Genomic DNA, 26,416 nt, shown 5'->3' with positions numbered 1-26,416 from the left:
TTTGATATCTTTTAAAGAACTATGAATTTAACCTATCAGGAAAAAATTAAAAAGGCTTCACAACTTATTAAAAACTCCACCTATGCTGTAGCTTTCACTGGAGCAGGAATTTCTACAGAATCTGGAATACCTGATTTCCGAAGTTCCGGTGGACTATGGCAGAGATTTAGAATTGTAACATATCAGGAATTTATTTATGACAGGCAAGCAAGAGAAGAATTCTGGAGAATGAAAAAACAACTCATTCATCATCTCACGAATGCAAAGCCAAATAATGCACATATTGCCCTTGCAGAGCTTGAAAAAAAGGGATTTATTAAACATGTCATAACGCAGAACATTGATGGACTTCATCAGATGGCTGGCAGTAAGAGCGTCATTGAACTTCACGGGAATCAAAGAGGTGCAATCTGTCTTGACTGTGAAAAACTTTATAAAATGGATGAAGTATTGAAAATGCTTGAGGAACAGCTTGATTTAAGATGTTACGACTGTGGCGGCATAATAAAGCCAACAGTTGTATTTTTCGGAGAACCAATGCCTGAAAAAGAACTCGTTATGGCACAGCAGATCGCCAATCAATGCGACCTCATGCTCGTGATAGGAACATCTCTTCAGGTTGAACCTGCTGCTTCGATCCCGAGAATTGCCCATAAAAGAGGTGCAAAGCTTATCTTCATAAATAAGGCAGAAACAGACTGGGACTGGATAGCAGAAATAGTATTTTACGGTAGTGCTGGTCAAGTTTTAAAAGATATAGAGGAAAAAGCTGCTTAAGGCTATATGCGGTGAATAAAAATCAATGAGCCGTGCAGGATTCGAACCTGCGACCCGCTGATTAAGAGTCAGCTGCTCTACCAGCTGAGCTAACGGCCCACAAATTTAGAATACAAAAAAATAAGCTAAAAGGTCAACTTTAATTGGTTTATGTATGCTATCATAATAAAAATGTATTCTGCCTGCGTAAAAACTCCTGTTGGTTTTCTTGAAATTTTATTTGATAATTCATTAGCATTAACGAAAATATCTTTAACAAATTTTGAAAAAACATGCATTCCAGAAATTGCCTTGAATTTTGTTGAACAGCTGAATGCGTATTTTGAAGGAAAACTCTCAGAGTTTAATTATCCTGTAAACATCCAGAATGTATCTGAGTTTGATAGAGCAGTTCTTGACTTAACCTGTAAAATACCATATGCTCATACTACTACATACAACTGGATTGCTAAAAAGCTTAATACGTCGCCAAGAGCTGTTGGACAGGCTTTAAAGCGAAATCCTTTACCGATTGTTATTCCCTGTCATAGAGTGATAAGATCTGACGGAACCATAGGAGGCTATAGCCTTGGAGTAGAGGCAAAACAGTGGCTTATAGAACATGAAAAGTCTTTGATTCTAATAAAATCTTAAGTTATAATAAAATTTATGTTTGACAATTATCAGGCATTCGCATGGAATGGAAAAGCCAGACAGCTAAAGCCTATTATAAGGATTCCAAAACAAAACATTAATGAACTTTACGGAATTGAAAAACAGAAACAGTTGCTTATTGCAAACACTAAGGTTTTTATTGAAGGCAAAAGAGTAAATAATGTTCTTTTATGGGGTGAAAGAGGAACAGGTAAAACTACACTGATAAAGAGTTTACTTAATTACTTTAAAGAAACACCTTTAAGAATGATTCAGGTACTAAAAAATGATATTATCACCATTCCATATCTTTATGACATGATTTATGAAAATCCTAATTTCAGGTTTATTATTTTCATTGATGACCTATCTTTTAATGAAGATGAGCAGGAGTTTAGAGACTTAAAAATTATTATGGATGGTGGAATTGAAGAAATTCCCGAAAATTCTGTTATTTATGCCACTTCAAACAGAAGAAATCTTATGCCTTCTTTTTCTCACTCTGACAATGAGCTTTTCCCAGAGGATAGCCTGCAGGAGCGGGCATCTTTAATTGAGAGATTTGGCTTGAGAATTGGATTTTATAGATTTTCAGAAGAGCAATACCTTGAAATAGTTAACTATTATGCAACTAAAGATGGAATAACTATGCCCCATGATGAATTAATGAAAAAAGCCCGCGAATGGGCTTTAGTTCACGGCACCACTGGAAGGTCAGCTTATCAATTCGTCTTAAGCCTTCAGATTCTTTAAAGCAAGTTTATTCAGAGCATTGATGTAGGCTTTTGCAGAGGCAACAATTATATCTGTATCAGAGCCATGTCCTCTTACAGTATGTCCACCTTCTTCAAGAATAACTGTTACTTCTCCAAGAGCATCTGTTCCACCTGTTATTGCCTTAATCTCAAATTTATTGAGTTCAGCCTTTGAACCTGTAAGTTCAGTTATAGCTTTGTAAACCGCATCAACAGGTCCATCACCTGAGATAGTAATTTCTTTTTCCTCTCCGTTTATCTTCATTTTTACTGTAGCTGTCGGTTTTTTCTTTGTTCCGCTTGCCACCTCAAGGTCTATAAGTTGATAAACCTCTGCTATTCTTAAAACTTCATCGGAAACAAGTGCCTCAATGTCTTCATTAAAGATATATTTCTTCTGATCTGCAAGCCTTTTAAATCTTTCAAAGGCTCTGTTTATCTCTTCTTCTGTAAGGCTAAAGCCAAGTTCTTCAAGTCTTTTCTTGAATGCATGTCTTCCAGAGTGTTTACCAAGCACTATTTTTGAGCTGGGAATTCCTATGTCTTCAGGTCTCATGATCTCATAGGTTGTTCTTTCCTTGAGAACTCCGTCCTGATGAATTCCTGCTTCATGGGCAAAGGCGTTTGCTCCAACAATTGCTTTATTGGGCTGAACAACCATTCCTGTAATCTTGCTTATAAGCCTGCTTGTTCTGTAAATTTCCTGAGTAACGATTCCTGTGTCAGCTTTAAAGAAGTCGTTTCTTACTTTAAGTGCCATAACAATCTCCTCCAAAGCTGCATTTCCAGCTCTCTCACCAATTCCATTAATTGTGCATTCTACCTGTCCTGCGCCCTTAAGAATTGCAGTGAGAGAGTTTGCCACCGCAAGTCCAAGATCATTATGACAGTGAACACTTATTGTGGCTTTATCTATGTTAGGCACGTTGTTCAAAAGATACTCAATGAGCTCTCCATACTCCTGCGGAATTGTGTACCCCACTGTATCTGGAATGTTTACAGTTGTAGCGCCTGCTTTTATTACTTCTTCAGTAACTTTACAGAGATACTCCCAGTCTGAACGGGTTGCATCCTCAGCTGAAAACTCAACATCATCAGTATACTGCCTTGCTTTTTTAACAGCTTTCACAGCTGCTTCAATAACCTGCTCTCTGTTCATTCGTAGTTTATATTTTAAATGTATATCTGATGTGGCAATAAATGTATGAATTCTTTTTTGTTCTGCCGGTTTCAGTGCCTCAGCTGCTCTTTCAATGTCTTCATCACGGGCTCTACATAATCCAGCAACAACCACTCCTTTTACTTCCTTTGAAATTCTGTTTACTGCCTCAAAATCTCCTGGTGATGCAATGGGAAATCCTGCTTCTATTATGTCAACACCGAGTTTTTTAAGCTGTTTTGCCACCTGTATTTTTTCATCCACATTCATTGATGCACCAGGAGATTGCTCTCCGTCTCTAAGTGTTGTGTCAAATATTTTTATCCTTCTCATTCTGCACCTCAAATTTTGATTCTTTCGGGCTTATGCCCTCAGAAAAATGCAAAGCATTTTGTCTTCCTTTTTTAATTAAAATTATTATATTTTCAATTATACCTGAAATAACATAAAGGCTTGCAAGTATGAATACGGCAAAAGGCGGATGGATTACGATGAAGAAAATCAAAAGAATAAAAAACAGAAGTATCCAAAATGGCTTTTTTTCCTTAAAGTCAACCTCTTTCAGTCCATGGAATTTAAGATTGCTAACCATCATAAAAGACAAAATAAATGTAAGCACAGGAAAAATTAAATTTTTTTGGGGAGTAAAGTTTAGTATTTCCTGACAGAAAATAACTGTAGCAGCAAGCATTGTAGCAGCGCCCGGTATTGGTAGACCTTTAAATGATTTTGTGCCTCCAACTTGAATATTAAATCTTGCAAGCCTTAAAGCTCCGCAGGCAGCAAACAAAAAAGCTATTGCAAATCCCACTCTTCCAAAATCAAAAAGTGCCCATTTGTATATAAGAATTGCAGGAGCAACGCCGAAAGCAACGAGGTCTGAAAGAGAATCAAGCTCAACACCGAATCGTGTGGTTGTTCTTGTAAGTCTTGCAACCCATCCATCAAGTCCGTCAAATATATTTGCAAGAATTATTGCCCACGCAGAATGAATAAACTTTCCATTTATTGCTGTTATTATTGCATAAAAGCCAAAAAACATACCGCAAAGTGTAAGTGCATTTGGAAGAATGTAAACGCCTTTTCTGGGTTTTTTATCCGGATCTCTTATTTTCTTTTTTGCTTTTACCATTACTGTAACAATGCAATTATTGTCTGTCCAGCTTTAACTTTATCTCCCACTTTCACTTGAATTTTAAAAGAAGATGGAAGACAGACATCAACTCTGGAACTGAACTTTATCATGCCAAATCTTTCTCCTTTTTTAAGGCTTTCTCCTTCTTTTACCCAGCATACCGCCCTTCGTGCAATAGAACCCGCAACCTGCCTTACGACTATATCTCCATAGGAAGTCTCAAGTTTTATTTTTATGTTTTCATTCTCTCTGTAAGCCTTCTCTTTAAAGGCTGAGAAAAACTTCCCGGGCGTATAAATTATTTCCTTTACAACCCCGTCAAAGGGCGCTCTGTTAACATGAACATCAAGGGGTGACATGAATATGCTGATTTCTGCGTAACCATTAGGACAGAAACTTTCACTGCTCTGTCTTATCTCTATTACCTTGCCATCAGCAGGAGAAACTACACAGTCAGGGTCTGCTGGTGGATTTCTTTCAGGATCACGGAAAAAATAAAGAAAAAATAAACAGATGACAAGACACGCAATTGCCAGAGGTTCTAACCATAAAAGGTAAAAAAAGGAGCTTAAGAATAATCCCCCAGCAACATAGGGTATTACTTCTTTCCTGATCATGCTTTTGATTTATCCACAAGCTTTGAAGTTTTAAGCCATGGCATCATTGCTCTTAATTTTTCTCCAACCTTTTCAATAGGATGTTCCTCTCCCTTCTTAGTAAGAGCATTGAATGTGGGTTTACCAACTTTGCATTCAAGGATCCATTCTTTAGCAAAACTGCCATTCTGGATTTCTTCAAGAATTTTTTTCATTTCAGCTTTTACAGATTCGTTGATAATCCTTGGTCCACGGGTTAAGTCTCCATACTGGGCAGTATTACTTATTGAATAACGCATTGTTGATATGCCACCTTCATAAATTAAGTCTGCAATGAGTTTTACTTCATGGAGACACTCAAAATAGGCAAGCTCAGGAGGATACCCCGCTTCAACCAGTGTTTCATAAGCTGCAGTTATAAGAGCAGTCAAACCACCGCATAGAACAACCTGTTCACCAAAAAGATCAGTTTCTGTTTCATCCTTAAATGTTGTCTCAATAATTCCTGCTCTTCCACCGCCAATACCCACTGCATATGCAAGGGCAACATCTTTTGTTATTCCTGAAGGGTCTTGATGAACTGCCATAAGACATGGAACACCCATTCCCTTTAAATATTCACTTCTTACAAGATGTCCGGGCCCTTTTGGAGCAACCATGAAAACATTTATATCCTCTGGGGGAACTATCTGCCCAAAGTGAATGTTAAATCCATGGGCAAAGGCAAGAAAAGCACCCTTTTTGATATTTGGCTCTATTTCTGTTTTGTAAAGCTCTGGCTGGAGTTCATCGGGCGTAAGAATCATTATTACATCTGCTACCTTTGAGGCTTCGGAGACTGTCATAACAGTTAGCCCGGCATTTTCAGCTTTTTGCCAGCTTTTGCCTTTTCTTAGTCCAACGATTACATCAAATCCGCTGTCACGAAGATTATTTGCATGAGCATGTCCTTGACTGCCGTATCCTATTATTGCAATTTTTTTACCTTTAAGTACATCTGTGTTTACATCAACATCATAATAAATCTTCATTATTCCACCTCCATAAGAATTTAAAACTTAACAATTATAACACACACATTATTCTGTTAGCTAATTGTATGTTTTTTACAAATGCCTTATGGTTAAGGAAAACAATAAAAGCTACTACTACAAAAAGAGAAAGAATAAATTTTTTACCTCAATACAATCGTTCCATTTACTGAGATATGCTTCAATAAAGCCTTTATTGGAAAGTCGTCATCAGCTATGTTTTCAATGGCATCTTTATTGCCTACAACAATGAGATGTTTTCTTGCCCTGGAGACTGCTACATTCATGAGTTTTTTGTCCTTAAGTAGTCGGCTTCTCTGAAACTCTTCTGTCTTTGCACATACGCAACTTAAGATTATTACATCCCTCTCCTCTCCCTGAAATGTATGAACTGTTCCAATAGTGAGATCTCTCAAATTTCTAAGACTGTTTCTCAACTTCTCAACCTGTAATCTATAAGGGGCAATAACTCCTACCTGTTTTAAGTCTATCTCCATTTGTAAATCACTTATTATCTCAGAGATCACTCTAATCTCTTTTTCGTTATACTTACTTCTATTACCCTTTGAAATACCCTTTACATCAATGAATGTAAGATTTTTCTCAAAAAGCATTGATATTTTAGAATTTTTTATAGCTAATCTGTCCTCCTTTGTCTCAACTCTCAATCCATAGTTGATCAGAGCATCACAGAACTCAATTATAGTTCTTGCACATCTGAAATGCTCCTTTAATCCTATATATTTTTCTTTGGTTATTTCTTTTATAACATAGTAAGCAGTTTTATCGTATGTAAGGTATGGCTTCATATCTTGAGGTATCTGGATGTAGTCTCTATTTGTTATAACCGGACCAAGCTGATTGTCATCTCCAATGGCAATGAAAATCTTACCTCTAATAAATAAAGGAAATACATAGCAGAAAAGTGTTTGGGCTGCTTCATCAACTATTACATAATCAATTAAATCTACTTCCTGTTTGCAAACATTGGTAGATGTGAGAGCAGTGGTGATTACAACTGGTGCAAATTTAAATATTATATCCTCTGACCCCCAGAACTTTCCTTCTTCTATGGAATTCTTTTTCTTTTCAATGTCGTTAAGCCACTGCTTATTTTTAGCCAACTCCCAGTAGTTAAGCTCTCTTTTTCTGATAAAGTAAAGCTTTCTAACCTTTTCAAAGAGTTTTTCCATGCTATCTGTGTTTTCATTGACAATCCTTTGTAGTTTTTCAGCAAGATCTTCAAACTCTTCCCTAATACAATTTAATTCACATACTCTGGGCAGGAGACTTATTGTATGCTTTTCACGATTGTAGATTTCTCTACAGGTTAAGTATTTTCTATCTTTTAATGCTGGCAGAACCAATCCTCTCTCATGGCAAAATTCAGCGAGCGATTCCTTGTATTTTTTGCCGAAGAATAGAGAAAAGGGAAATAAGTTGGCATTCCATTGATTAAGCCTGTCAAGGAGGAAATTAAGGGTTAGTAAGTGCTCTTGAACAAAATTTTTCATTGATTGCTGGTCTGTGAAAAAAAGTTCAAATTCAGTGGTAGAAAAATTTTGTAGTAGCAGATATTTTTCTATAAACTTTTTTAAAATCTCAACTTCTTCGGCAAGCAAATTAAAACTCTCTTCAATACTCCAGGGAGGAATCTGTTTAACTTCATTAACAAAGTCAAATAAATACTCAACGAAGTCTTTTATATAGTTACTGCTTCCAAGCCTTACATATCCATGAAGAATTTTTCCTGTTTTAAGATGTCTTTCTATTTTACAGTCAAACTCCTTAAGCTTTTTATAAACATTGTCAACTGCTCTGTTGTTTGTGCTCGTTATCACTGTTTTTTTACCTTCAAGAATCATATCTGCTGCAAAGGTAGCAATAAGGTGAGTTTTGCCTGTTCCTGGCGGTCCTTCAATAAGAGAAAATCGTTTATTTATCATGCTTTCGTATGCCTCTCGCTGAGATTTTGTAAGCTCGTAATCAAGAATAGCAATATTTTTTATCTCACTCTTATTAGCTTGTCTTTCACTTTCAAAATTCCATAGCTGAGATATTTTATTTTTAGTCTCTTCATCAAGTTTTTGCTTCAACTTACTTAAATCATCGGCAATCTTCTTTGTAAATCGTTCATCCTGATATAGGTATATAATGCCAATCTTATCTTCCTCAAGGCCATCTAAGTTTTTTCTCTGATTCTCATCCTGTAAAATATTTTCCTGAAGCTTATCTGAAACTAACTTTGCTCTAATCTCTTTAACACTATTCAGCATTGACAATACAATCAAACCTTCGGAGAGAAGTTCAGGAAGTGTTATTAAATGAAGATGACTTAATCCTGCAAGTATCTCCATCATTTTTAAGTAGAACTCAAAATCTCTCTTGCTGTCATCTTTTTCTTTAGGGATAGATATTGAGTCTTTATTGTCAGATTTTGACTGTTCCTTTACTTTCTCTATGAGATTTCTATTGAACTCCCTTGAGGTAGCAATCAATTTCTCTTCAGATGTTTCCAGTTTTATTTTTGTCAGAGCACAGTAAGCTTTTTTATCTTTAATCTTTATCACAGGAAAAGCGAAAGCTATTTTTAGCTCAGATTCTTCTTCTGATTTGACCTTTTCAATCAACTCTTTAATCCTTGCTACTATTTCCTCATCTCTAATTACTTCCAATAGATCAAGATTTCCATATCCCTTGTTTTTAATACCATTTAAAACATCAACAATGCAGTTTTCAGGCAGAAAGACTAAATTATCAGGCTCTTCTGGTATGAGAAATTGATTCTTTTCAGCGGACAGAAAATCCAGATAGTGGTCAATTAAATCAACTACCAGCTGTGTGTCTTTCAATTTAAATCGTGATATTTAAACTTTATTAGATTTTCTCTCTTTTTGTAAATCCTTTACACTTAAAAAAATTCCAGATATTGATAAAATGGTCAACCCTATAAGCCCCCAGCCCGCATTTGCGTTAGCCTGAAATAAAAATATCAAACATATCAAAAGAGAAACTCCTGCGGCTACAATTCTTAATTGGTGCATTTTGAGCCATGATAAAGCAGCATAAGAAAATAATGAAACCAGGAGCAAATAGGCTATACCACCAATATGATATCCCGTTTGATAAAGATTAACTATGTTTCCGAAAAATCTTTCCTCCCATGAAACAAGAGGCATGAACCATAAAAAAATTCCAGCTACACCGAGTATTACTCCAATAATTCTTCTGTCCATAAAGTACCTCCTTTTTAAGTTTTGAATTTCTCAAAAATTTCTATATAATTTTAATTTCAACTGCATATAAATCCCTTTTAAAATCCTCTCTTCGGTTTGCTTGTTTCCTTTTGCATTACCTCTCTATCACTCTGGTCAGCTTTTTTAGATAAAGGTAAATGAGTGTAAGTTACATATACCTCTGATGATACCCATGGTGCTATTATTTTGATCTCAATATCCTTGAACTTCCATACTGCTAATCCATCTGCAAGCCATGGTTTAACATATTTTGATGGTTTTCCGTATTTGGATTTAAGCTGTTCGTAAAGCACATAAAATTCGTCCTTATTCATTGAAAGGGGGAAATAGTAAACTATCTGAAATAATGTTCCTTGAAAAAACCACAATCTTGCCATAGAGAGATTTTCTATAGATAAGCCTTTAAAATCAAAAGCTTCAATATTAGGATTGCTAATATCTCCCTTGATTATTCTATAACCTGAATTAACAACTCTTCCACCTTCTTTTTTCATAATAGATAAAGCTTCGTCTTTAGTTGTTTTTCCAACAATCAAGCCAAAGGGTCTTGGTTCTTCAGCAAAAGCATTAATAAATAGTAGTAGAACAAAAATTAAAGATAAAAATATCTTTGTTCTCATAGCTCCTCCATTATCTTTTATTTTGTTCAAGATACACTCCTGATGAGGCAATAAAACCCCATAACCAGCTACCATATCGGGAAAAATATACTTCCTTTCCCTTAATATATAAACTATCAGAAATCCCTTTCAAAAGAGATGCACCTGCAAGAAGGTTTTCTTTGCTGAAGGTATCCTTAACAGCCTGTATCTGCTTTGATGTCCACTGTCTTTTGTTTTCATCCTTTATTTTTGATAAATCAAGGTTTAATAGCTTTTCCGGGTTTTTCTTAATCTCTCTGTAAAATCTCTCAATCTCTTCATGAGTAATTTTTACAAAGGCATCCTGTTTCTCAGGATGAAGCATTGTAACCATAGCCCATACGATTCCGCCAACCATAAATACAGGATTTCTGTTTCTAAGAGCTGGTTTTCTCTGACTCTCTCTATATAAACTCTGAGAAACTTCTTTCTGAATTAATTTTTCTGCCACTTGTGCCATCTGTTTTTGAGTGCTTGCATCCTTTTGTATTAACTCTGTAAAGGAAACGGTTCCATAGGGAATTTCAATGGAAACAATTCTACTGTCTGCCTGAGAGCCCTCAATATAGCCAATTTTTGTATTGCCACTTCCTATGTCTATCACAAGGGCTTTTGAATGAAATTTTTGCGGAACAGCACCTAAAATGTTGTAAAAAACCTCATCTTGCTTAGTAATGAAAAACACATCTTTCCCTACAAGCTTCTTAATTTTTTCTGAAAGTTCATCCCTGTTTTTTACATTCACAAGGGCACTACTTGCAGCAATAAAAATGTTTTTTTCATCAACTCCATATTGCCCTTTGATTATATTGAAAAGCTCTTTTACAGCATCAACTGTTTCCTTTATAGCCTCTTCAGAAAAGACTCCCGTCTCTTTAACACCTGTGATTATCCCAGTATTTATACTTTTTCTGAATTTTTCTTCCACATTATAGAATCCCTCTTCCTTTGATGGAGAAATAGAAAGTACCATAGCCTTTACACCCTTTGATCCAATCTCTATTCCACCATAAACTGCTTTATTCTTCTCTTTCTCTTCAAGAGAAGCAATTTCCAGCAAGTCTAATAATACAGCTTGAGCATCCATTTCTGCTCCGATGGATTTATAAAGATTATAAGCCTTATTTAGATACTCTCTGGCAAGTTCCCTATCTTCTTTATTAAGATAATAACGTCCAAAATATCTATATCCATATGCCTCCCAGTATTTATCTCCTACCTTTTTTACCCTTTTTAATCCCTCATCAAGATAAAAATAGGCATTCTCAAAATCTTTAATTTCGAGATAAGTCCATCCAAGATTAAGCATGATCTTTCCACTATTATGATAGTCTCCATGTCTTTCGTTTATCTCAATTGCCTTTTTGAAGTATTCTATAGCTTTTTTGTAATCCTTTTTATCACAGTAAACTGCTGCAATATTATTGTAAGTATGAGTTTTATATTTTTCATTGTTTTCAAGCTTTAATGCCTCTTCAAAATATTTTAAAGCTCTGTCAAGTTCACCTTTTTTATGGAAAATTAACGCTATATCATTAAGGTTTGTCGCTTCAAAATCTCTTTTTCCGAGTTTCTTTGCAAGATCAAGGCTTCTGCTATAGTATAAAAGAGCATTATCTAAATCACCTTTATAACTATAAGCTGAACCAAGGTTATTGTAAATGACCATCAGCTCATCATCCCTTACTGCGTATGCCTCTGTCTTCTTTAAAGCCTCAATAGCAAGATTTATATCTCCTGTTTCAATATAAGCTATTCCAAGACAGAAGTAGGCATAAACGCTTCTTGGATATAGTTTTACAGCTTTTTTACCTGATTCAATGGCTCTATGATAATCTCCAGCTTTAAAATAGTTGAAACATTTGTCAATTTCTGTTTGAGCATAAGAGACAGCTGATAAAACCAAAGTTAAAATAAAGCTTATAATTATTTTTTTCATCTCTGTCTCCTACAGTTATTTATGAAAAACTCTGTTTCTTAATCTTTTGTAAATTTATTCAACAGTTTATCCAGTTTCAATGCAACATCATCACAGGCTTCACTGAAGGCTACTTCAAAGGCACAGGGAAACTTAAGATTACCGATAAAACATGCTTTACTCATTTCAGCTTTTGCCTTACCTTCTCCTTCAAGTTCTGTTACTGTGTTATTGGCTTGAACTTTAACATAAACTTCTCCCAGAATCTTTGTCCCCCAGAAGTTATAATCCGTGCTCACCTTTGTTGGAGTAATTCTGATAATCGTCGCATTTGGAGATGTATTTTTTACCTCTTCATCTTTTAAAACAGCATACCCAATGAGATTATTTCTTAAAGACTTAACAAGACAGTCTGAAATATCACCTGTCACAACTGCTTCAGTTGTTAGTCCTCTCTTTAAATTTGCTTTAAACTGAAATTTATCAACAATAACTACTTTTTCAGCAAATTGAGGATTAATAACTCTGCCCGTTTCCCATTCTACTTTAGTGGTTAAAGGGGAACATCCATAAATAAGACATAAAAAACAAAAAATGTATAACTTAAAATAGAGAAAAATGTTTCTCATCTTTCCTCCACGCATTTTTAAATAAAAGTTATTAAAAAAGGCTGGCATTAGCCAGCCATTAAATCCTGTTAATCACACACTTAACTTTAGAACATCCCCCCTATTTGTGATGCTATTCTTTCTGCAATAGTTCTTGCTGCCTCTGTCTTGTCAATGTTTGTCTGCTGTGCGGTGCATACTATCTTGGTTCTGTAAATCTGCCAGTTTGTGTTTATCTCCTGTTTTGTCTGTATGGTGGTTGACGAGCCTGTCTGAGCATTGGTAACCATCTGTCCTGTTACGGGTTTGTCTGTCTTTTCTCTAAGCTCAACGTCAACTACCCCTGCATATGTTTCAACTTTCAATGCTTTTCCAATTAATGCACCACCTAAGCCACCTACTACTCCTCCAATTAAACCAAGTGCTATAGACGTATCTCGGGACTGACCAATCAAGGCTCCTGAACCTGCTCCAATCAGAGCGCCTTCAACTGCACCTTCCTTTGTGCCAGTCTGTCTGTAATAATCCATGTAAAGCACATTTACCTGAATAATGTATCCTGCTTGAGATGGATCCTGCACTACCTGATAACCCTTTGAGACTAGTCTACTTGCTATGAGATTTTGTAGCATTCCTGTGTCAACTTCCTGCATGTCAGACGTGTTGTTTACTGCTACGAAAACTGTCCTGTTTTTTGCTTTAGCAATAGGGTCAAGAAATATCGTGTCCGTCATCTTAAGTTTCACTTGCATGTCAGAGTGTTCAATAGCATTAATCATCTGCCCACAGCCTGTAAGCTGAACTGCTAAAAGTAAAACTACTACTCCTGATAATGCTTTAAAAACTTTTGTGTTTCTCATAACTAACTCCTTTACACCCCCATATTTTATTCATTTACAAATATTACTAAAAAAAGCTAAAAAATTACATGTTAGCTACGAGATAATCAATTATCTGTTCAGCAAGTTTATCTAATGCTTGAGATGTTGTTCCTGCAAAAATACTTCCACCAGAGGATTTACCTTCTGCTTTAAGTTCAGTAATTTTTCCTTTTGCAGAATCTATTAGTTCCACCTGAGCTTCAACTGTTGCTCTACCTGCAAGAGCCCCAAACATTAATCTACCCATGGTACTTACACCAGACACATTTGTAATATTAACAACCACTTTTAACTCAGGATTTTCTACCAGTTTTTTGTCAAGACCCTTTTCTTTTGCTTTTTCAATAAGTTTTTCTTTTAGCTCTTTAACTTCGTCCTGTCTATCATTTAAAGTAGTTGTTACTTCAAAATTCATCGTTTTGTAGTTAGATAGTTTGCCCTGTAAGTTCATAGATTCAACAGGCTGGATTGAACCCGTAGATGCACAGCCAGACAGACTAAATAAAGTAAAAATTAAAAACAAAGTAAAAAATTTTTTCATTTCTCATCCTTCTAAAGCAAAAATAAAACAGGAGGCATGTTTCGCCTCCTGTTTTTAGTTTTTAGAAGCTAACAGTTAAAGCTCCACCAACTTCTGTTGAGTGATTTCGTGGTTCTAACCAACCTCTACCAAGTGAGTCGTAAGCAACTTCTGAATCCTTAACATTCCAGTATTTAACGTAAGGACCAAATGACAGCCCCCATGAAGTAAATTTCTTTTCCACATTAATACCTGCTCTTAAACCATAACCAGACTTCTGTGTGTTTTTAATGTCTTCGTAGCCAGGAAGATACCCAAGATAGCTTGTTACCTTACCACGAACGAAGAAGTCATATTCAGCATAAACGTTTCCTTTCCAGTCTTTAGCGAATTCATAAGTATAGGAGACTCCTACAGGAATGTAGTAGTATCTAATCCAGCGTTTGTACCCCCAAGCACCTTTGTCTGTCTTCATGCCCTGAGAGTCGTCAACTAAGCTACGGTAGCCAAATCCTGTGTAAGGTTTAAGAGTCATCTCAGGTGTAATTTTCCACTCAGGCCCTGCAATAAGTCTTGCTTCGAATAAGACGTCGTCAATCCCGTCCATATTGCCACTTATTGGAGATGAGTAGTCAACAGAGCCTTTTGCAAGCTTAAGCTCAGGTCCTACTGCGATTTTCCAATCTTTTGCTACGTCAATCTTAAGAGTGTACTTGCCTGCAATACCGTAAAACCAACCTTTCTCAGTCATAACGTCAGGTTCTTTGTAAGTGATGTGGCTAATCTCAGGACCAACAGTAAACTCATGCTCCAAAGCATAGGCATTAACCCCAACAAACATTAAGACTGCTACAAACAATACAGAAAGTTTACGCACTGATTTTTCACCTCCTTTCTTTTAGATATTACCATTTTATCTGCAATCTCCCTTCTGATCTATAGGACAAAAACCACCTTGTGGGACTAAAGTGTTTTCTTTTGGTAAACTCTCAATCATTCGTTCTTTACCGTTAGGGTTTTCTTTAGAGTCAGAATCTATTTTTGCCTGGTTGTTTTTGTTAGTTTCTCGTACAATGTTTAACCTTGTTTTATTTCTTATCTTTGTTTTTTGAGTTTCTTTTTGTGGTTCTGCTTGTGCTGGTGTCACCAGCAAATTTTTAAGGACACTCATTATTTGAGAGTCTCCAAAGTAGATAGTTGTTTTATCTGGACACCTGCATAAAAGAGCAGGTACCTGGTTTAATCCTATACTTCTACAGATTCCTTTAAGCTGAACTGCTAAAAGTAAAACTACTACTCCTGATAATGCTTTAAAAACTTTTGTATTTCTCATAACTAACTCCTCCGCAATTTAAAGATTGTTTAAACCTACAAATTCCTGTAAATCAAAAACTTACAACTCTCTCTAATTTTCAATTACCTCCATCCTTAAATAGTTTAAAACAAATTCTGGGCATAAAGTAAAAAAACAATGTTGCTACAATGTTGTGTAAAATGTAAAATTTTATCATAAAACTTTTAATTTTGCAATCTCTTTCAGTTGTTGTCTTTTAGTTAGTTGACAATATTTTAATGACCAATTATGATAAAAATCTATGAACAAATTGAATCCGGAATCTATTACAAGAAAAAATATTCAGAAACTGAAGCCATATCAGGCGAAGGAGATTCCTTGTAAAATCAAGCTTGATGCCAATGAATCTCCCTTCCCTGTTAAACTATCTGATTTTATTTCAGAAATTAATATTCCTCTAAACAGATATCCTGATCCAGAAGCCATTCTGCTAAGAAAAGCTCTTGCCAGAAAAGTAAAACTCAGCCATAAAAACATAATGCCTGGAAATGGTTCTGATGAATTGATCTATTACCTGATTCTTACCTTTGGAGGTCCTGTTCTTTATCCAGCACCTACCTTTGCAATGTACGGAATAATAGCTCAATCAGTTGGAGTTGAAACAGTTGAATGCAGTCTTGATAATAATTTTGATATAAACGAGGAAGAATTCTTGAAACTAATTAAGTCAAAAAAACCGCGTTTAATTTTTCTCAGCTCTCCAAACAATCCTACAGGAAATATCTTTTCAACTGATAAAATTTTAAAGATCATAGAGTTTGCCCAAAAAAATTCATCAATCGTGGTTATTGATGAAGCCTATCAACCATTTTCAAGTGAAAAAGGATTTTTACCATTTTTGAAGGATTATGATAATCTCTTGATTTTAAGAACTCTGAGCAAAATCGGATTTGCTGGATTGAGATTGGGATATCTCATAGGAGAAGAAAAATTTTTAAATGAAATAAACAAAGTAAGACTTCCCTACAATGTGGATTCTATTACCCAGTATGTGGTAACAGAGGCTCTTAACAGGTTTTATCCCGAGATAAAAAAATTCATCTCTCAGATTATAAAAGAAAGACAGAGGCTTTACAGGAAACTATTAAGAATCCAAAAGGTGAAAGTTTATCCATCGGAGGCAAATTTTATATTACTGCAAGTTGAAAATAGTCAAAATATTTACCGAAAGCTTATAAAATTTGGAATTCTTGTGAGGAACCTTTCTTCAGTTATAAATAATGCTTTAAGAGTAACAATTGGAACAAGCGAGGAAAATGAGGAGTTTTTAAAAACATTAAAGAGGATATTGGAGGAGACGTGAGAAAAGCCTCACTAAAAAGAAAAACAAAGGAAACAGATATTAAAATTGAGTTTAACTTAGATGGAAATGGGCAGGCTGATATAACTACATCCATTGGATTTTTAGACCACATGTTTGAACTTTTTGCTTTTCATGGAAAATTTGATTTAACTATTGAGGCAAAAGGTGACATACATGTAGATTATCACCATTTAATTGAGGACATGGGAATTGTCTTAGGCAAATGTATTGATAAAGCTCTGGAAGATAGAAAAGGTATAAAAAGATACGGTTTTGCATCAATTCCAATGGATGAGGCACTGACTCAAGTTTCTTTAGACATCGGAGGCAGAGCCTTTCTTGTTTACAATGTTCCATTTGAAGGATGTATCAGGGATATTGATATTGGACTCTTTGAAGAGTTTTTCAGAGCAGTTGTTAACAATGCAAAAATAAGCTTGCATGTTAATGTCCTTTATGGGAAAGATCTCCATCATGTTGTTGAATCCATGTTTAAAGCCTTTGCAAAAGCAATACATGAAGCAAGCAGAGTGGTGGGAGAAAGTTTGCCATCCACAAAAGGCACGCTATGAAAGAAGCCTCTCTTAAAGTATCAATTCTTAGTCATACACCAGACCCTGAAGAGGTGGTTGCTCTCTCTGCAAGACTCTGTTACAGTTCTGTAGGAGTTGATGAATTAAAAGAGAAATTAACAGAAGATGAGAAAGAGAGATTAATCAATCTTTTAAGAGAAAGTGGACATCTGAGCCCTTTTGAACATGTAAGTTTCAGTTTTGCTGTTGAAGGAATCTCAAGGGCATGTTCTCATCAGCTTGTAAGACATAGAATTGCCTCCTACAGTCAACAATCGCAGAGATATGTGAGTGAAGAAAAGGGCTTTGACTTTATAATTCCTCATACAATAAATAAAAATGAAGAAATAAAGAAAATTTTTCTTGAGGCGATGCAAAAAGCTCATGAATACTACTGCAGAATTCTTCAGGCACTGGAAAAACAGGGATTAAAAGGAGAACTAGCACGGCAAGATGCAAGATTTGTGCTTCCAAATGCTGCTGAAACCAAGATAGTTATTACAATGAATGCAAGAGAATTACTTCATTTTTTCAGAGTTCGCTGCTGTAATCGTGCTCAATGGGAGATAAGAGAACTCGCAACAGAGATGCTGAAACTTGTAAAAAAAATTGCTCCAAGACTTTTTAAAGACGCAGGACCCGCATGTCTTAAAGGAGCCTGTCCTGAAGGTAAATTCAGCTGCGGAGAGATTGAAAAAGTAAGGAAAAAGTTTAAAAAATTGTGATATAATAATTTTTATGAGCGTTTTAGATGTTATAGGAAATACGCCACTTATAAGGCTTGACAGAATTAATCCAAATCCGAAAGTATTGCTATACGGAAAATTTGAGGGAGCAAATCCTGGTGGTTCTGTTAAAGACAGAACTGCTTTTTACATGATAAAAGAAGCAGAAGAAAAAGGCTTACTTACAAAGGATAGAATAATACTTGAACCGACTTCAGGCAATACAGGTATAGGGCTTGCGATGATTGCTGCAGCTAAAGGATACAGGATAAAACTTGTAATGCCTGCCTGTGTGAGTGTGGAAAGAAGAAGAGTCCTTGAAGCGCTTGGTGCAGAATTAATTCTATCTTCTGCTGAAGAAAGCACTGATGGAGCAATAAAGCTTGCCTATCAGATATACGAGGAAGCACCTGAGCTTTATTTTATGCCAAATCAGTTTGACAATGAAGCCAACATAAGGGCTCATTATGAAACAACTGGAAAAGAAATTATAGAGCAAACAAAGGGTGAAGTCACTCATTTTGTGGCAGGGATGGGGACAACAGGAACAGTTATGGGCGTAAGTAAACGCCTTAAAGAGTTTAATAGCAATATTCAGATCATCGGAGTTGAACCTGTGCCAGGACACAGAATTCAGGGATTGAAAAATATGTCTGAATCAATTGTGCCTAAAATTTTTGATCCATCAAGGCTTGATGAAAAAATTTATGTAAATGATGAAGAAGCATTTGATACAACGAGGAAATTAGCAATAAGAGAAGGAGTATTTGTTGGAATGTCCTCTGGTGCTGCAATGCATGTAGCATTGAAAAAAGCCAGTGAACTTCGTAGTGGAGTTATTGTTGTAATTTTACCTGACAGGGGAGACAGATACCTTTCAACATCACTTTTTGCATCAATCTGCAGCAAATGCCCACCGTAATTTAAGAGATGCCTTTAAAATTTTTCGTAAACTCAATAATCTTCTTTATTGTTTCCTCTGATAAATCATGTTCCATCTTATGAGCATCTCTTTGAGCAGATTCTGGAGTTACTTTAAGAATTTCAGTTAAAAATTTATAAAGTATTTTCTTTTTATTTTCAATTTCTTTTGCTATTTTAAGTCCTTTTTCAGTTAGTGTAATATACTCATATTTCTGATAGTTTATCAAACCTTTTTCAGCAAGGCTTTTTGCAGCAATAACTGCACTGGAAAGTTTTACATTTCTTTTTTTTGCAATATCCTTTATTCTTGCAATAGGAGCAGTTTTCAAAATTTCAAAGATATCATATAAATAGTCTTCAAGATTTTCAGTTAGTTCTAATTTTATTTCAGCATTCACATAATTATTATAACATAAAACCAAATTAATCCATGTTTTTATGAAACTGTTTAAAAAGTTACAAATTCTTGAAAATCAATAATTTATAGCTTCCCTAATTTTCAATTACTTCCGCTTATCATTCGGCTTTTCCTTGTCATTCCGAGGGTGGCATCCCGCCCGAGGAATCTCTGACTAATTCCAATACTGAAAGACAAAGAGGAGATTCCTCACCTGCCTCTGGCAGGTTCGGAATGTCAGAGAAAAACGCTCGGAATGACAAAGAAAAAAGGATGCACCATCGGAATAACATAAAAAGTTGACATAAATATCAATAATGTTTTATATCATTCAAATCAAACTTTATGAATAATAGGTTTGACACCATAATACTTCTGGTTGGCACAAATCCTTTACCAAATTTCGTTGTTCTTAATTACTTCCTCAAAACCAATCTCAATATAAATAAAATCTATCTCATATACTCAGAAGAAAACAGACAGATTAATCAAAGCGGAACTCGTAATTATGCAGAAAACATTCAAACTCTCACAAAAAAAAGATACCATAACAGAAATTTACAATTCTGTTTCGTTCCTCTTTCTGATGTAAGCTCGCCATCAGCAATTAATCATGACCTCAACCAACATCTGAAAAATAAACTTTCCTCTTTAGAAGTTCATCTTAACTACACAGGTGGGACAAAGGTAATGGGAATTCATGTTTACAAATGGCTTGCTGAATACAAGCATTCAGCGTCTTTTTCCTATCTTGATGCAAGAAACTTCAGAATCGTCTTTGACAAAGAAAAATCATTCACGCCTGATCTCAGATGTGAAGTAATTCTTACAATAGATGAAATTATTGAGCTTCACGGATATATAAAAGATAAAAAAATTTATCATGAAGACTTCAGCAAAGCATTATCATGTTTTAAAGAGCTCATAGAAAATGACAGACTTAAGGAATTTTATAATGCATATAATAGAAGGCTATTTACAAAGGGTGATAATCTTATAGAAAAAGTAAAAGATATCTCCGATGAACTCAGAAACAGTAAAGTAAAAGAGCCTCTGATCAGCATTTTTCAAGCCATGCCCGAAGAGTTCAGGTTATACGACAAAGATGGCTCCTTCAAAGAACCTACCAAAAACAAGCAATTGAAAGAAACTGTAAGGTTTCTTGATGGAGGATGGCTTGAACAGTATGTCTTTGACATGGTTAAAAAACATTTTTCCTTCAGTAACTTCCATATAGAAAGCAACATAGAGATAAAAAAGCCTGAGTGGGGGAATCAAAAGTTTGAACTTGATGTTGTACTCATCAAGGGCTATCAACTAATTGGAATCTCCTGCACCACCTCTGACAGAAGAGGTCTTTGTAAAAGCAAAGGATTTGAGATATTCCTCAGAACAAGGCAGATTGGTGGAGATGAAGCAAAAGCTATTTTAGTAACAAGACTTGATGAAGAGCAAGCGAAAATACTGAATTCAGAACTCAGCATTGATACAGGAGGAGGTGAAAGCTTAATAGTTCTCAGTGAAAGGGATTTAAGGGAAGAGGTCTTCGTTGACCGAATAAAAGAATTAATTAAATAGATTTTTTAATCTCTCTTAAAGGAGGTATTTATGTGTTTTGGCGTGCTACTTGACACAGTATCCATCCAGAAGTATATCTTCAGTACCAACAATCTCAAAGAAAATCTGGGTGCATCCTTCATAGTTGAAGAGAAAATCTACAAAGTCTATCTTGAAGAAGCAATCAAAGAAGTATTTGGTGAAGTGAACAGCTCACTACTGGAGGACTGGAAAAACAAACCTGAAAAAATAGCAATAAAAAAAGACGCACCCTATGAAGTAGGTTATGTCGGTGGAGGAAATGCTTTCTTACTTTTTGCCGATGAAAACAAAGCAAGGCAGTTTATTGAACAATGGAGTAAAATGCTTCTTGTTTACTGTCCTGGGGTCACAGTAGCTGCTGCTATTGGCAGAATTGATCTTAATGACAACTTCTCCCAAACTCTGAAGACTCTTTTTGAAACTCTCGCCGAAAACAAAGCAAAATTCGTTCCGCAAACAGTGATTCCAAGACATGGCATCACAGCTGATTGTGCAAGAACTGGTTATTCCAGAGAGGTATGGTGTGATAACCTTCCATCTGATGAGAGGGATTACATATCAAGTGTTGCCAATGCAAAGATAGCGGTAGTAGACCAAGCAACTAAGAAATACAGGGAGATTTTAAAAAATGTGATTGAGGAAAATGCTCTACCAGAGCAGTATGATTTTACAAATGAGCTTGAACAGCTTGGTCAGAAAAAACATAAAGACAGCCACATAGCTATCGTTCACATAGATGGAAATAATATGAGTAAAAGATTCATGAATCAGAAAACTCTACCTGATTTACGGAAGCTCTCAGTCTCCCTGACTGAAGCAACTCTCAGATGCTTTAAGATAATGCTCAAAAGACTCATTGAAGAGATTCCAAGAATGAGTAATGACTTTGAACTGCACAAGAAAGATAATAAAACGATACTCCCAGTAAGACCGATAATCATAGGTGGAGATGACATAACCTTTGTATCTGAAGGCAGGCTTGGAGTATGGCTTGCGAAGTTGTTTCTTGAAGAGTTTGAAAGACAAAAAGTTAGTGATGGATTACGAATAAGTGCCTGTGCAGGTGTGGCAATTACAAAGACAAAATATCCTTTTTACAGAGGTTATGCTCTTGCCGAACAGCTTCTTAAAAAAGCAAAAGACAGAAGAAAATACGAAAGAGATGATGGCTCATGGATTGACTTTCATCTTTCCTATGGAGGATTCTCTGGCTCTATTGAAGAGATAAGAAAAAATCACTATCAATTCTCCGGTTACTCGCTTACATTAAGACCCTATAAACTCTCTGAGCTTGACGAACTCTTAAAAGGAGTATATGAACTAAAGAAAAAGGATAAAAGAGGCAAAAGCATGTATCCAAGAACAAAGATAATGAAACTTAGAGAAGCCCTTTACTCTGGCAGGCATGCACAGGAATTATTTGAGATTGAGCTTAGAGCAAGGGGGATACGATTACCAGGATACAAACATTTTAATGGAACAAAGCTTGTTATAGATGAGAAAACTCCATATCTTGACATGATAGAGCTCATGGAGCTTTATCCAGAGTTTGCACTAAATGGAGGCGAACAATGAAACAGCTTAAACTAAAGATTGAGTTAAAGTCTGCTTGCCTTGTAGGTTCTGCTGAAGGCTTTGGTGCAGTTATTGATTCAGATGTAGTGTTTGACGAGATTGGCATTCCATATGTTCCTTCAAAAAGAATTAAGGGATGTCTTAGAGATTCAGCTACAGAGGTATGTGAGATGCTTAGTTCTGCTGGCATAAAAATCTTTGACCTCACAAAGAACTCATCTGAATACTTGATAGTGAATCAACTTTTTGGAAGCCCAGGCTGTGAAAAGCCTTCCCCTCTGTTTATCTCAAATCTCACAGTTAAAGATTATGATGAACTCAGACAATGGCTTAGTTACTGTATGGAAGAATATCAAAACATTGTAAATCCTGAAGGAATCAGAAAATACTACACAGAGATCAGACAGCAAACATCCATTGAAAAAGGAGTGGCTAAGGAAGGCTCTCTTAGAACCTGCAGAGTTTTGAAAAAAGGAACGGTTTTTGAAGGCACAGTCTTACTTAAAGAGAACACTGATTCATTTCTAATGCTTCTTTCCTTTGCCTGTTTAAATCTCACAAGACTTGGAACGAGGCGAAACAGAGGCTTTGGTGAGATAAGATGCAGTCTACTTGAAGGAGAAAAAGAGTTAGATTTTATAAAGCAAATGGAGGGTTAGTATGCAAGCAATAAGATATCGCATAACTGCATTGTCACCACTTATTTTTAGTTCTAACACAGGAGATCCCAACATGGTTGCAACCCTTGATTATATCCCTGGCAGTCATCTAAGAGGTCTTTTTGCAAATGAGTTTATAGAGAAAAATAAGCTCAATGCTGTAGCAGAAAGCGATGAGAGATTTTTCAAGTGGTTTATAAAGGGCGAGATAAAATTCCTCAATGCCTACATTGCAAGCAGAGACTACCAAAATGAATTCCAGATACATTATCCTGTGCCTCTTTCCATACAGAGGGAAAAGCACGATGACAGTAAAATCTACGATTTACTCCTTACAGAGATAGAAGATGAAGAAATACAGACAAAACCCTTTGATGGCAATTACTGCAGACTGAAAGAAAGCAGCATTTATCTTGAAAGTCTCAATAAATCTATTAACTTCCACCACTCAAGGGACAGACACACGGGAGTTGCGAAACAAGGAATTATATTCAACTACGAGTCAATTGATGAAGGACAGGTTTTTGAGGGATTCATACTCAGTAGTGCTGAGAATCTGCTGGAATTTAAAAAGAGTTTTCCCCAAGGTGTTTACTATCTTGGACGGTCAAAAAGTAACCAGTATGGAAAAGTAAGATTTGAGATACTTAGCGATGAACCCTTTGAGTTTTACTCTGAGATAAAAGATTCAGATATTAAGGCTGGTGAGGCTGTTCTCACACTGCTTTCAGATACGATCATTTACAATGAAAATGGCTTTCCTGTAGTTGATATAAAGGAGTTTGAGAGAGCTATAGGCTGTCCTGTAAAGAAAGCTTTTATCAGAGCTAAAGAATGGGAAGGATTTATCTCAGTTTGGAGACTTAAAACACCTCTTGAGATATGCTTTACAGCAGGCTCTGCATTTATCATTGATGTAAAAGAAGATGATATACCCAGACTCAGACAGCTTCAGAAAAAAGGCATAGGTATGCTCACCCATCTTGGATTTGGAAGATTTGTTATTGGATGGCAGGAAAGTGAGAAATACTACATAGCACAGAAAGATAAAAAATACAGCAAACCTGTCAGTACTCCTCCACAAGCTTTAAAATCCATCATTAGTTCGCTTGCAGAAGAATTCCTCATCGCTAATACTCAAAAAATTGCAATACGCAAGGCATCAGAATTTGAAAAAAATATTCCGCCAAAATCCCTGCTTTCAAAGCTTGAAAAGGCTGTTACAGAGGATAAACTTACCGAACTTCTTAAGAATCTCAAAACAACAGCGAAAAATCATCTTACAAAATGCAAAACCAGTGAGCAAACCCTCTATGATTTCCTCGTTGATTTTCTGAAAAAAGATAATCACGAGGAACTCAAAAATCTTCTAAATGAGCATAATTTTAATAGAATCTTAAGGGATTTTGAGCTATTTGATATCAATAACTCAGATATTTTGACAAAACTCAAAAAAACCTATCTCTCAACCCTTCTTTCCGTATTAAGGAAAATGCAAAATAGGAGGTAGACATGGTAAAGGGAAAACTCATACTTAAAGGAATCATTGAGCTTCTATCGCCTGCAATTATCGGCTCTGGTATGGAAGAAAACAGTGACCTTGATGTAATGAAAGACAGTGCTGGCAGACCATTTATACCTGCCACATCCTTTATCGGTGTACTCAGACATAAGACAGAAAATGTAGGGATTGATAGTTCTAAGATTGAATACTTCTGGGGGACAAAACGCTCTGATGAGGAAAATTCAACCCAGAGCTCCATTGCCTGTAGTGATCTTTTACCCATTGGAAATGTTTCTGTGTCATTTCGTGACGGAGTCAGAATCAACAACAAAAAGGGCATTGCAGAGGATAAGGCAAAATTTGACTACGAAATAATAGACAAAGGTAGCACCTTCAGTCTCAATCTTGAGATAACTCTTAACGGAGTTGAGGACGACTTTAAGAAACAGATGCTCGCCACCATAGTTGAGCTTCTTAAAAATGAAAAAGTTCGCGTCGGTGCAAAAACAAGCAGTGGCTTTGGCAGAATGAAACTTAAAGACCACAAAATCTGTGAGTTTGACTTCTCAAGAAAACAAGACGTTGTCAACTGGTTTAAATACCGCAGGACTGACATACTTCCTGAATCCACTGTCTTTCAATACAGTCCCATAAAACTGTCTGAAAATAAGTTTACAGTAGATGCCTTCTTCACAATTAAAAACTCTCTTATTGTTCGCTCCTACTCAGTGGATCCAAATCTACCTGACACAGAGCATATAAAATCAGGGAATGACTATGTTCTTCCAGGCACCTCACTTAAAGGTGCAATCCGTGCAAGGGCAGAAAGAATTATAAACACACTTGAAAAGCCAATGAAAATTCTGGATTTCCTCTTTGGCAGTGCAGGAGCTAATGTTGATAAACCCATAAAAGGAAGGCTTATAGTTGAAGAGACAATTCTCAAAGACTTTCCCTCTGAAGTTCAAACCAGAATAAAGATAGACAGATTTACAGGTGGCACAATTGAAACTGCTCTTATGGAGACAAAGCCTCTGTTCAGAGGCAAAAACGAAAGCCTTTTCCATGTAAGATTGACCATAGAAAACCCTGAACCCCACGAAGTAGGACTAATACTTCTTTTACTAAAAGACCTCTGGACAGGAGACATTGCTGTGGGAGGAGAAAAGTCCATAGGAAGAGGAGTTCTTGAAGGTAAAACAGCAGAGATAAAATACAACAGCCTGAACATAGTAATTGATGATCCATCAAAACTTAAAAGCGAAGACAAAAAGAAGCTTCAGGATTTTGTAGATGCTTTGGTAAACTATGGAGGTGAAACATGTTAGTTGCCAATGGACTTGAACTAAAGAAAATACAATCAAAAGTTGTAATCATCTCTGAAATTGATGACCTAAAAAAGACAGTCTCAAGCTATTTTGAATCTCCTGCGTATGCTGTTGCCTATCTCACCAATGAAGTTCTGATTGGAAAGTTTATAAACGGAGAGTTTGAGTTTTACCAGAACAAAAAAATAAATCCAGACTACTTAATTAAGTTACGAATATTCAACCTCAGGCAAGAACTTTTAGTATGGCAAACAGAGGAAGGATTGAAAGGAAGATTGAGAATTGATGAAGAAGGAGAAGAAACCCATGTAGTTGATGCCCGTCAGGTGTTGTGGGGCACAGATAAAGAGGATTATGGTAATGGCTGGACAAGGATTTTTGAGGAAAGAGGGACTCAACTAATACTGCCTTTTAGCAAATTTACCGTGGATAACAAAAAAAATCGTCTCTTTATCAGAACGAGAAACTATGTCCATTTTAATTCTGAAACTCATCTCGCTACATACAATGATTGTAGATTCATTGAATTTTTAGACAGCAAAAATCAACTTAAATAAAGGAGGGA

At 35.9% G+C, this 26,416-nt stretch carries 27 protein-coding genes and 1 tRNA gene; 13 read left to right on the top strand and 15 right to left on the bottom strand.

Features of this window, described 5'->3' with window-relative positions; all coding sequences use genetic code 11:
- Positions 1 to 21: 21 nt before the first annotated feature.
- A complete protein-coding gene (locus V4D30_RS01940; RefSeq protein WP_353684570.1) occupies positions 22 to 777 on the top strand; it encodes an NAD-dependent deacylase in 756 nt (251 codons plus the stop codon).
- Positions 778 to 803: 26 nt separating this feature from the next.
- On the opposite strand, the gene V4D30_RS01935 is transcribed toward V4D30_RS01940, so the two are convergent.
- Positions 804 to 876: transfer RNA gene (locus V4D30_RS01935), tRNA-Lys, on the bottom strand.
- A 51-nt stretch (positions 877 to 927) separates the two neighbouring features.
- Between V4D30_RS01935 and V4D30_RS01930 the strand changes: the two genes are divergently transcribed.
- Together V4D30_RS01930 and V4D30_RS01925 are read left to right on the top strand one after the other, a co-directional pair.
- A complete protein-coding gene (locus tag V4D30_RS01930) occupies positions 928 to 1,410 on the top strand; it encodes a methylated-DNA--[protein]-cysteine S-methyltransferase (RefSeq protein ID WP_353684569.1) in 483 nt (160 codons plus the stop codon).
- A gap of 15 nt (positions 1,411 to 1,425) precedes the next feature.
- Positions 1,426 to 2,163: a DUF815 domain-containing protein gene (locus tag V4D30_RS01925; RefSeq protein ID WP_353684568.1), complete on the top strand. Its 738-nt coding sequence runs from the start codon at positions 1,426 to 1,428 to the stop codon at positions 2,161 to 2,163.
- On the opposite strand, the gene V4D30_RS01920 is transcribed toward V4D30_RS01925, so the two are convergent.
- The 13 genes from V4D30_RS01920 to V4D30_RS01860 all read right to left on the bottom strand — a co-directional run bounded on the left by V4D30_RS01920 (position 2,143) and on the right by V4D30_RS01860 (position 15,244).
- On the bottom strand, positions 2,143 to 3,657 hold the full coding sequence (locus tag V4D30_RS01920; RefSeq protein WP_353684567.1) for a 2-isopropylmalate synthase: 1,515 nt from the start codon (positions 3,655 to 3,657) through the stop codon (positions 2,143 to 2,145). The genes V4D30_RS01925 and V4D30_RS01920 overlap by 21 nt on opposite strands.
- Positions 3,635 to 4,456 (bottom strand): CDP-diacylglycerol--serine O-phosphatidyltransferase, encoded by an 822-nt coding sequence (pssA, locus tag V4D30_RS01915; protein ID WP_353684566.1) that lies wholly within the window; start codon positions 4,454 to 4,456, stop codon positions 3,635 to 3,637. Before pssA ends, V4D30_RS01920 begins: the two co-directional genes overlap by 23 nt.
- Positions 4,456 to 5,076 (bottom strand): phosphatidylserine decarboxylase family protein, encoded by a 621-nt coding sequence (locus V4D30_RS01910; RefSeq protein WP_353684565.1) that lies wholly within the window; start codon positions 5,074 to 5,076, stop codon positions 4,456 to 4,458. Before V4D30_RS01910 ends, pssA begins: the two co-directional genes overlap by 1 nt.
- Positions 5,073 to 6,086: a ketol-acid reductoisomerase gene (gene ilvC / locus V4D30_RS01905; RefSeq protein ID WP_353684564.1), complete on the bottom strand. Its 1,014-nt coding sequence runs from the start codon at positions 6,084 to 6,086 to the stop codon at positions 5,073 to 5,075. Before ilvC ends, V4D30_RS01910 begins: the two co-directional genes overlap by 4 nt.
- Before the next feature lie 143 nt (positions 6,087 to 6,229).
- Positions 6,230 to 8,938, bottom strand: coding sequence for an AAA domain-containing protein (locus tag V4D30_RS01900; RefSeq protein ID WP_353684563.1), 2,709 nt, complete (start codon positions 8,936 to 8,938; stop codon positions 6,230 to 6,232).
- A gap of 15 nt (positions 8,939 to 8,953) precedes the next feature.
- Positions 8,954 to 9,322, bottom strand: coding sequence for a hypothetical protein (locus V4D30_RS01895; RefSeq protein ID WP_353684562.1), 369 nt, complete (start codon positions 9,320 to 9,322; stop codon positions 8,954 to 8,956).
- A 77-nt stretch (positions 9,323 to 9,399) separates the two neighbouring features.
- Complete coding sequence (locus V4D30_RS01890) at positions 9,400 to 9,963, bottom strand: hypothetical protein (RefSeq protein WP_353684561.1); 564 nt, start codon at positions 9,961 to 9,963, stop codon at positions 9,400 to 9,402.
- 10 nt (positions 9,964 to 9,973) lie between these two features.
- Positions 9,974 to 11,923: a tetratricopeptide repeat protein gene (locus V4D30_RS01885; RefSeq protein ID WP_353684560.1), complete on the bottom strand. Its 1,950-nt coding sequence runs from the start codon at positions 11,921 to 11,923 to the stop codon at positions 9,974 to 9,976.
- Between the two features lie 38 nt (positions 11,924 to 11,961).
- Positions 11,962 to 12,531 carry a hypothetical protein gene (locus V4D30_RS01880; protein ID WP_353684559.1) on the bottom strand — a complete coding sequence of 190 codons (570 nt, stop codon included), beginning with the start codon at positions 12,529 to 12,531 and terminating at the stop codon, positions 11,962 to 11,964.
- A gap of 86 nt (positions 12,532 to 12,617) precedes the next feature.
- Positions 12,618 to 13,370: a complement resistance protein TraT gene (locus V4D30_RS01875; protein WP_353684558.1), complete on the bottom strand. Its 753-nt coding sequence runs from the start codon at positions 13,368 to 13,370 to the stop codon at positions 12,618 to 12,620.
- Between the two features lie 64 nt (positions 13,371 to 13,434).
- On the bottom strand, positions 13,435 to 13,932 hold the full coding sequence (locus V4D30_RS01870) for a DUF4410 domain-containing protein (protein WP_353684557.1): 498 nt from the start codon (positions 13,930 to 13,932) through the stop codon (positions 13,435 to 13,437).
- 61 nt (positions 13,933 to 13,993) lie between these two features.
- Positions 13,994 to 14,788: a hypothetical protein gene (locus V4D30_RS01865; RefSeq protein ID WP_353684556.1), complete on the bottom strand. Its 795-nt coding sequence runs from the start codon at positions 14,786 to 14,788 to the stop codon at positions 13,994 to 13,996.
- Positions 14,789 to 14,824: 36 nt separating this feature from the next.
- On the bottom strand, positions 14,825 to 15,244 hold the full coding sequence (locus V4D30_RS01860; protein WP_353684555.1) for a hypothetical protein: 420 nt from the start codon (positions 15,242 to 15,244) through the stop codon (positions 14,825 to 14,827).
- 262 nt (positions 15,245 to 15,506) lie between these two features.
- Between V4D30_RS01860 and hisC the strand changes: the two genes are divergently transcribed.
- From hisC to V4D30_RS01840, 4 genes are read left to right on the top strand one after another with little or no spacing between them, the layout of a single operon-like run.
- Complete coding sequence (gene hisC / locus V4D30_RS01855; protein ID WP_353684554.1) at positions 15,507 to 16,568, top strand: histidinol-phosphate transaminase; 1,062 nt, start codon at positions 15,507 to 15,509, stop codon at positions 16,566 to 16,568.
- Positions 16,565 to 17,140 (top strand): imidazoleglycerol-phosphate dehydratase HisB, encoded by a 576-nt coding sequence (gene hisB, locus V4D30_RS01850; RefSeq protein ID WP_353684553.1) that lies wholly within the window; start codon positions 16,565 to 16,567, stop codon positions 17,138 to 17,140. The genes hisC and hisB overlap by 4 nt, the downstream gene beginning before the upstream one ends.
- Entirely contained in the window at positions 17,137 to 17,865 is a 729-nt protein-coding gene (thyX, locus tag V4D30_RS01845; RefSeq protein WP_353684552.1) for an FAD-dependent thymidylate synthase, read from the top strand. Before hisB ends, thyX begins: the two co-directional genes overlap by 4 nt.
- Positions 17,866 to 17,878: 13 nt before the next feature.
- Entirely contained in the window at positions 17,879 to 18,787 is a 909-nt protein-coding gene (locus V4D30_RS01840) for a cysteine synthase family protein (protein ID WP_353684551.1), read from the top strand.
- A gap of 1 nt (position 18,788) precedes the next feature.
- On the opposite strand, the gene V4D30_RS01835 is transcribed toward V4D30_RS01840, so the two are convergent.
- Entirely contained in the window at positions 18,789 to 19,187 is a 399-nt protein-coding gene (locus V4D30_RS01835; protein ID WP_353684550.1) for a metal-dependent transcriptional regulator, read from the bottom strand.
- Between the two features lie 344 nt (positions 19,188 to 19,531).
- Between V4D30_RS01835 and V4D30_RS01830 the strand changes: the two genes are divergently transcribed.
- The 6 genes from V4D30_RS01830 to csx19 are packed head-to-tail and all read left to right on the top strand — an operon-like array spanning position 19,532 to position 26,408.
- Entirely contained in the window at positions 19,532 to 20,764 is a 1,233-nt protein-coding gene (locus V4D30_RS01830; RefSeq protein ID WP_353684549.1) for a DUF1887 family CARF protein, read from the top strand.
- 30 nt (positions 20,765 to 20,794) lie between these two features.
- On the top strand, positions 20,795 to 22,360 hold the full coding sequence (locus V4D30_RS01825) for a hypothetical protein (protein ID WP_353684548.1): 1,566 nt from the start codon (positions 20,795 to 20,797) through the stop codon (positions 22,358 to 22,360).
- On the top strand, positions 22,357 to 23,019 hold the full coding sequence (locus V4D30_RS01820; protein WP_353684547.1) for an RAMP superfamily CRISPR-associated protein: 663 nt from the start codon (positions 22,357 to 22,359) through the stop codon (positions 23,017 to 23,019). Before V4D30_RS01825 ends, V4D30_RS01820 begins: the two co-directional genes overlap by 4 nt.
- A 1-nt stretch (position 23,020) precedes the next feature.
- Positions 23,021 to 24,529 (top strand): RAMP superfamily CRISPR-associated protein, encoded by a 1,509-nt coding sequence (locus tag V4D30_RS01815; RefSeq protein WP_353684546.1) that lies wholly within the window; start codon positions 23,021 to 23,023, stop codon positions 24,527 to 24,529.
- 2 nt (positions 24,530 to 24,531) lie between these two features.
- Complete coding sequence (locus tag V4D30_RS01810) at positions 24,532 to 25,851, top strand: RAMP superfamily CRISPR-associated protein (RefSeq protein ID WP_353684545.1); 1,320 nt, start codon at positions 24,532 to 24,534, stop codon at positions 25,849 to 25,851.
- Entirely contained in the window at positions 25,845 to 26,408 is a 564-nt protein-coding gene (gene csx19 / locus V4D30_RS01805; protein ID WP_353684544.1) for a CRISPR-associated protein Csx19, read from the top strand. Before V4D30_RS01810 ends, csx19 begins: the two co-directional genes overlap by 7 nt.
- Positions 26,409 to 26,416 lie beyond the last annotated feature (8 nt).

The organism is Thermodesulfovibrio sp. 3907-1M, from assembly GCF_040450955.1.
In the GTDB taxonomy this organism is placed as follows: Bacteria; Nitrospirota; Thermodesulfovibrionia; order Thermodesulfovibrionales; family Thermodesulfovibrionaceae; genus Thermodesulfovibrio; species Thermodesulfovibrio autotrophicus.
Note: the sequence above shows the minus strand (reverse complement) of the source record. Positions and strands in the feature narration are given on the sequence as shown.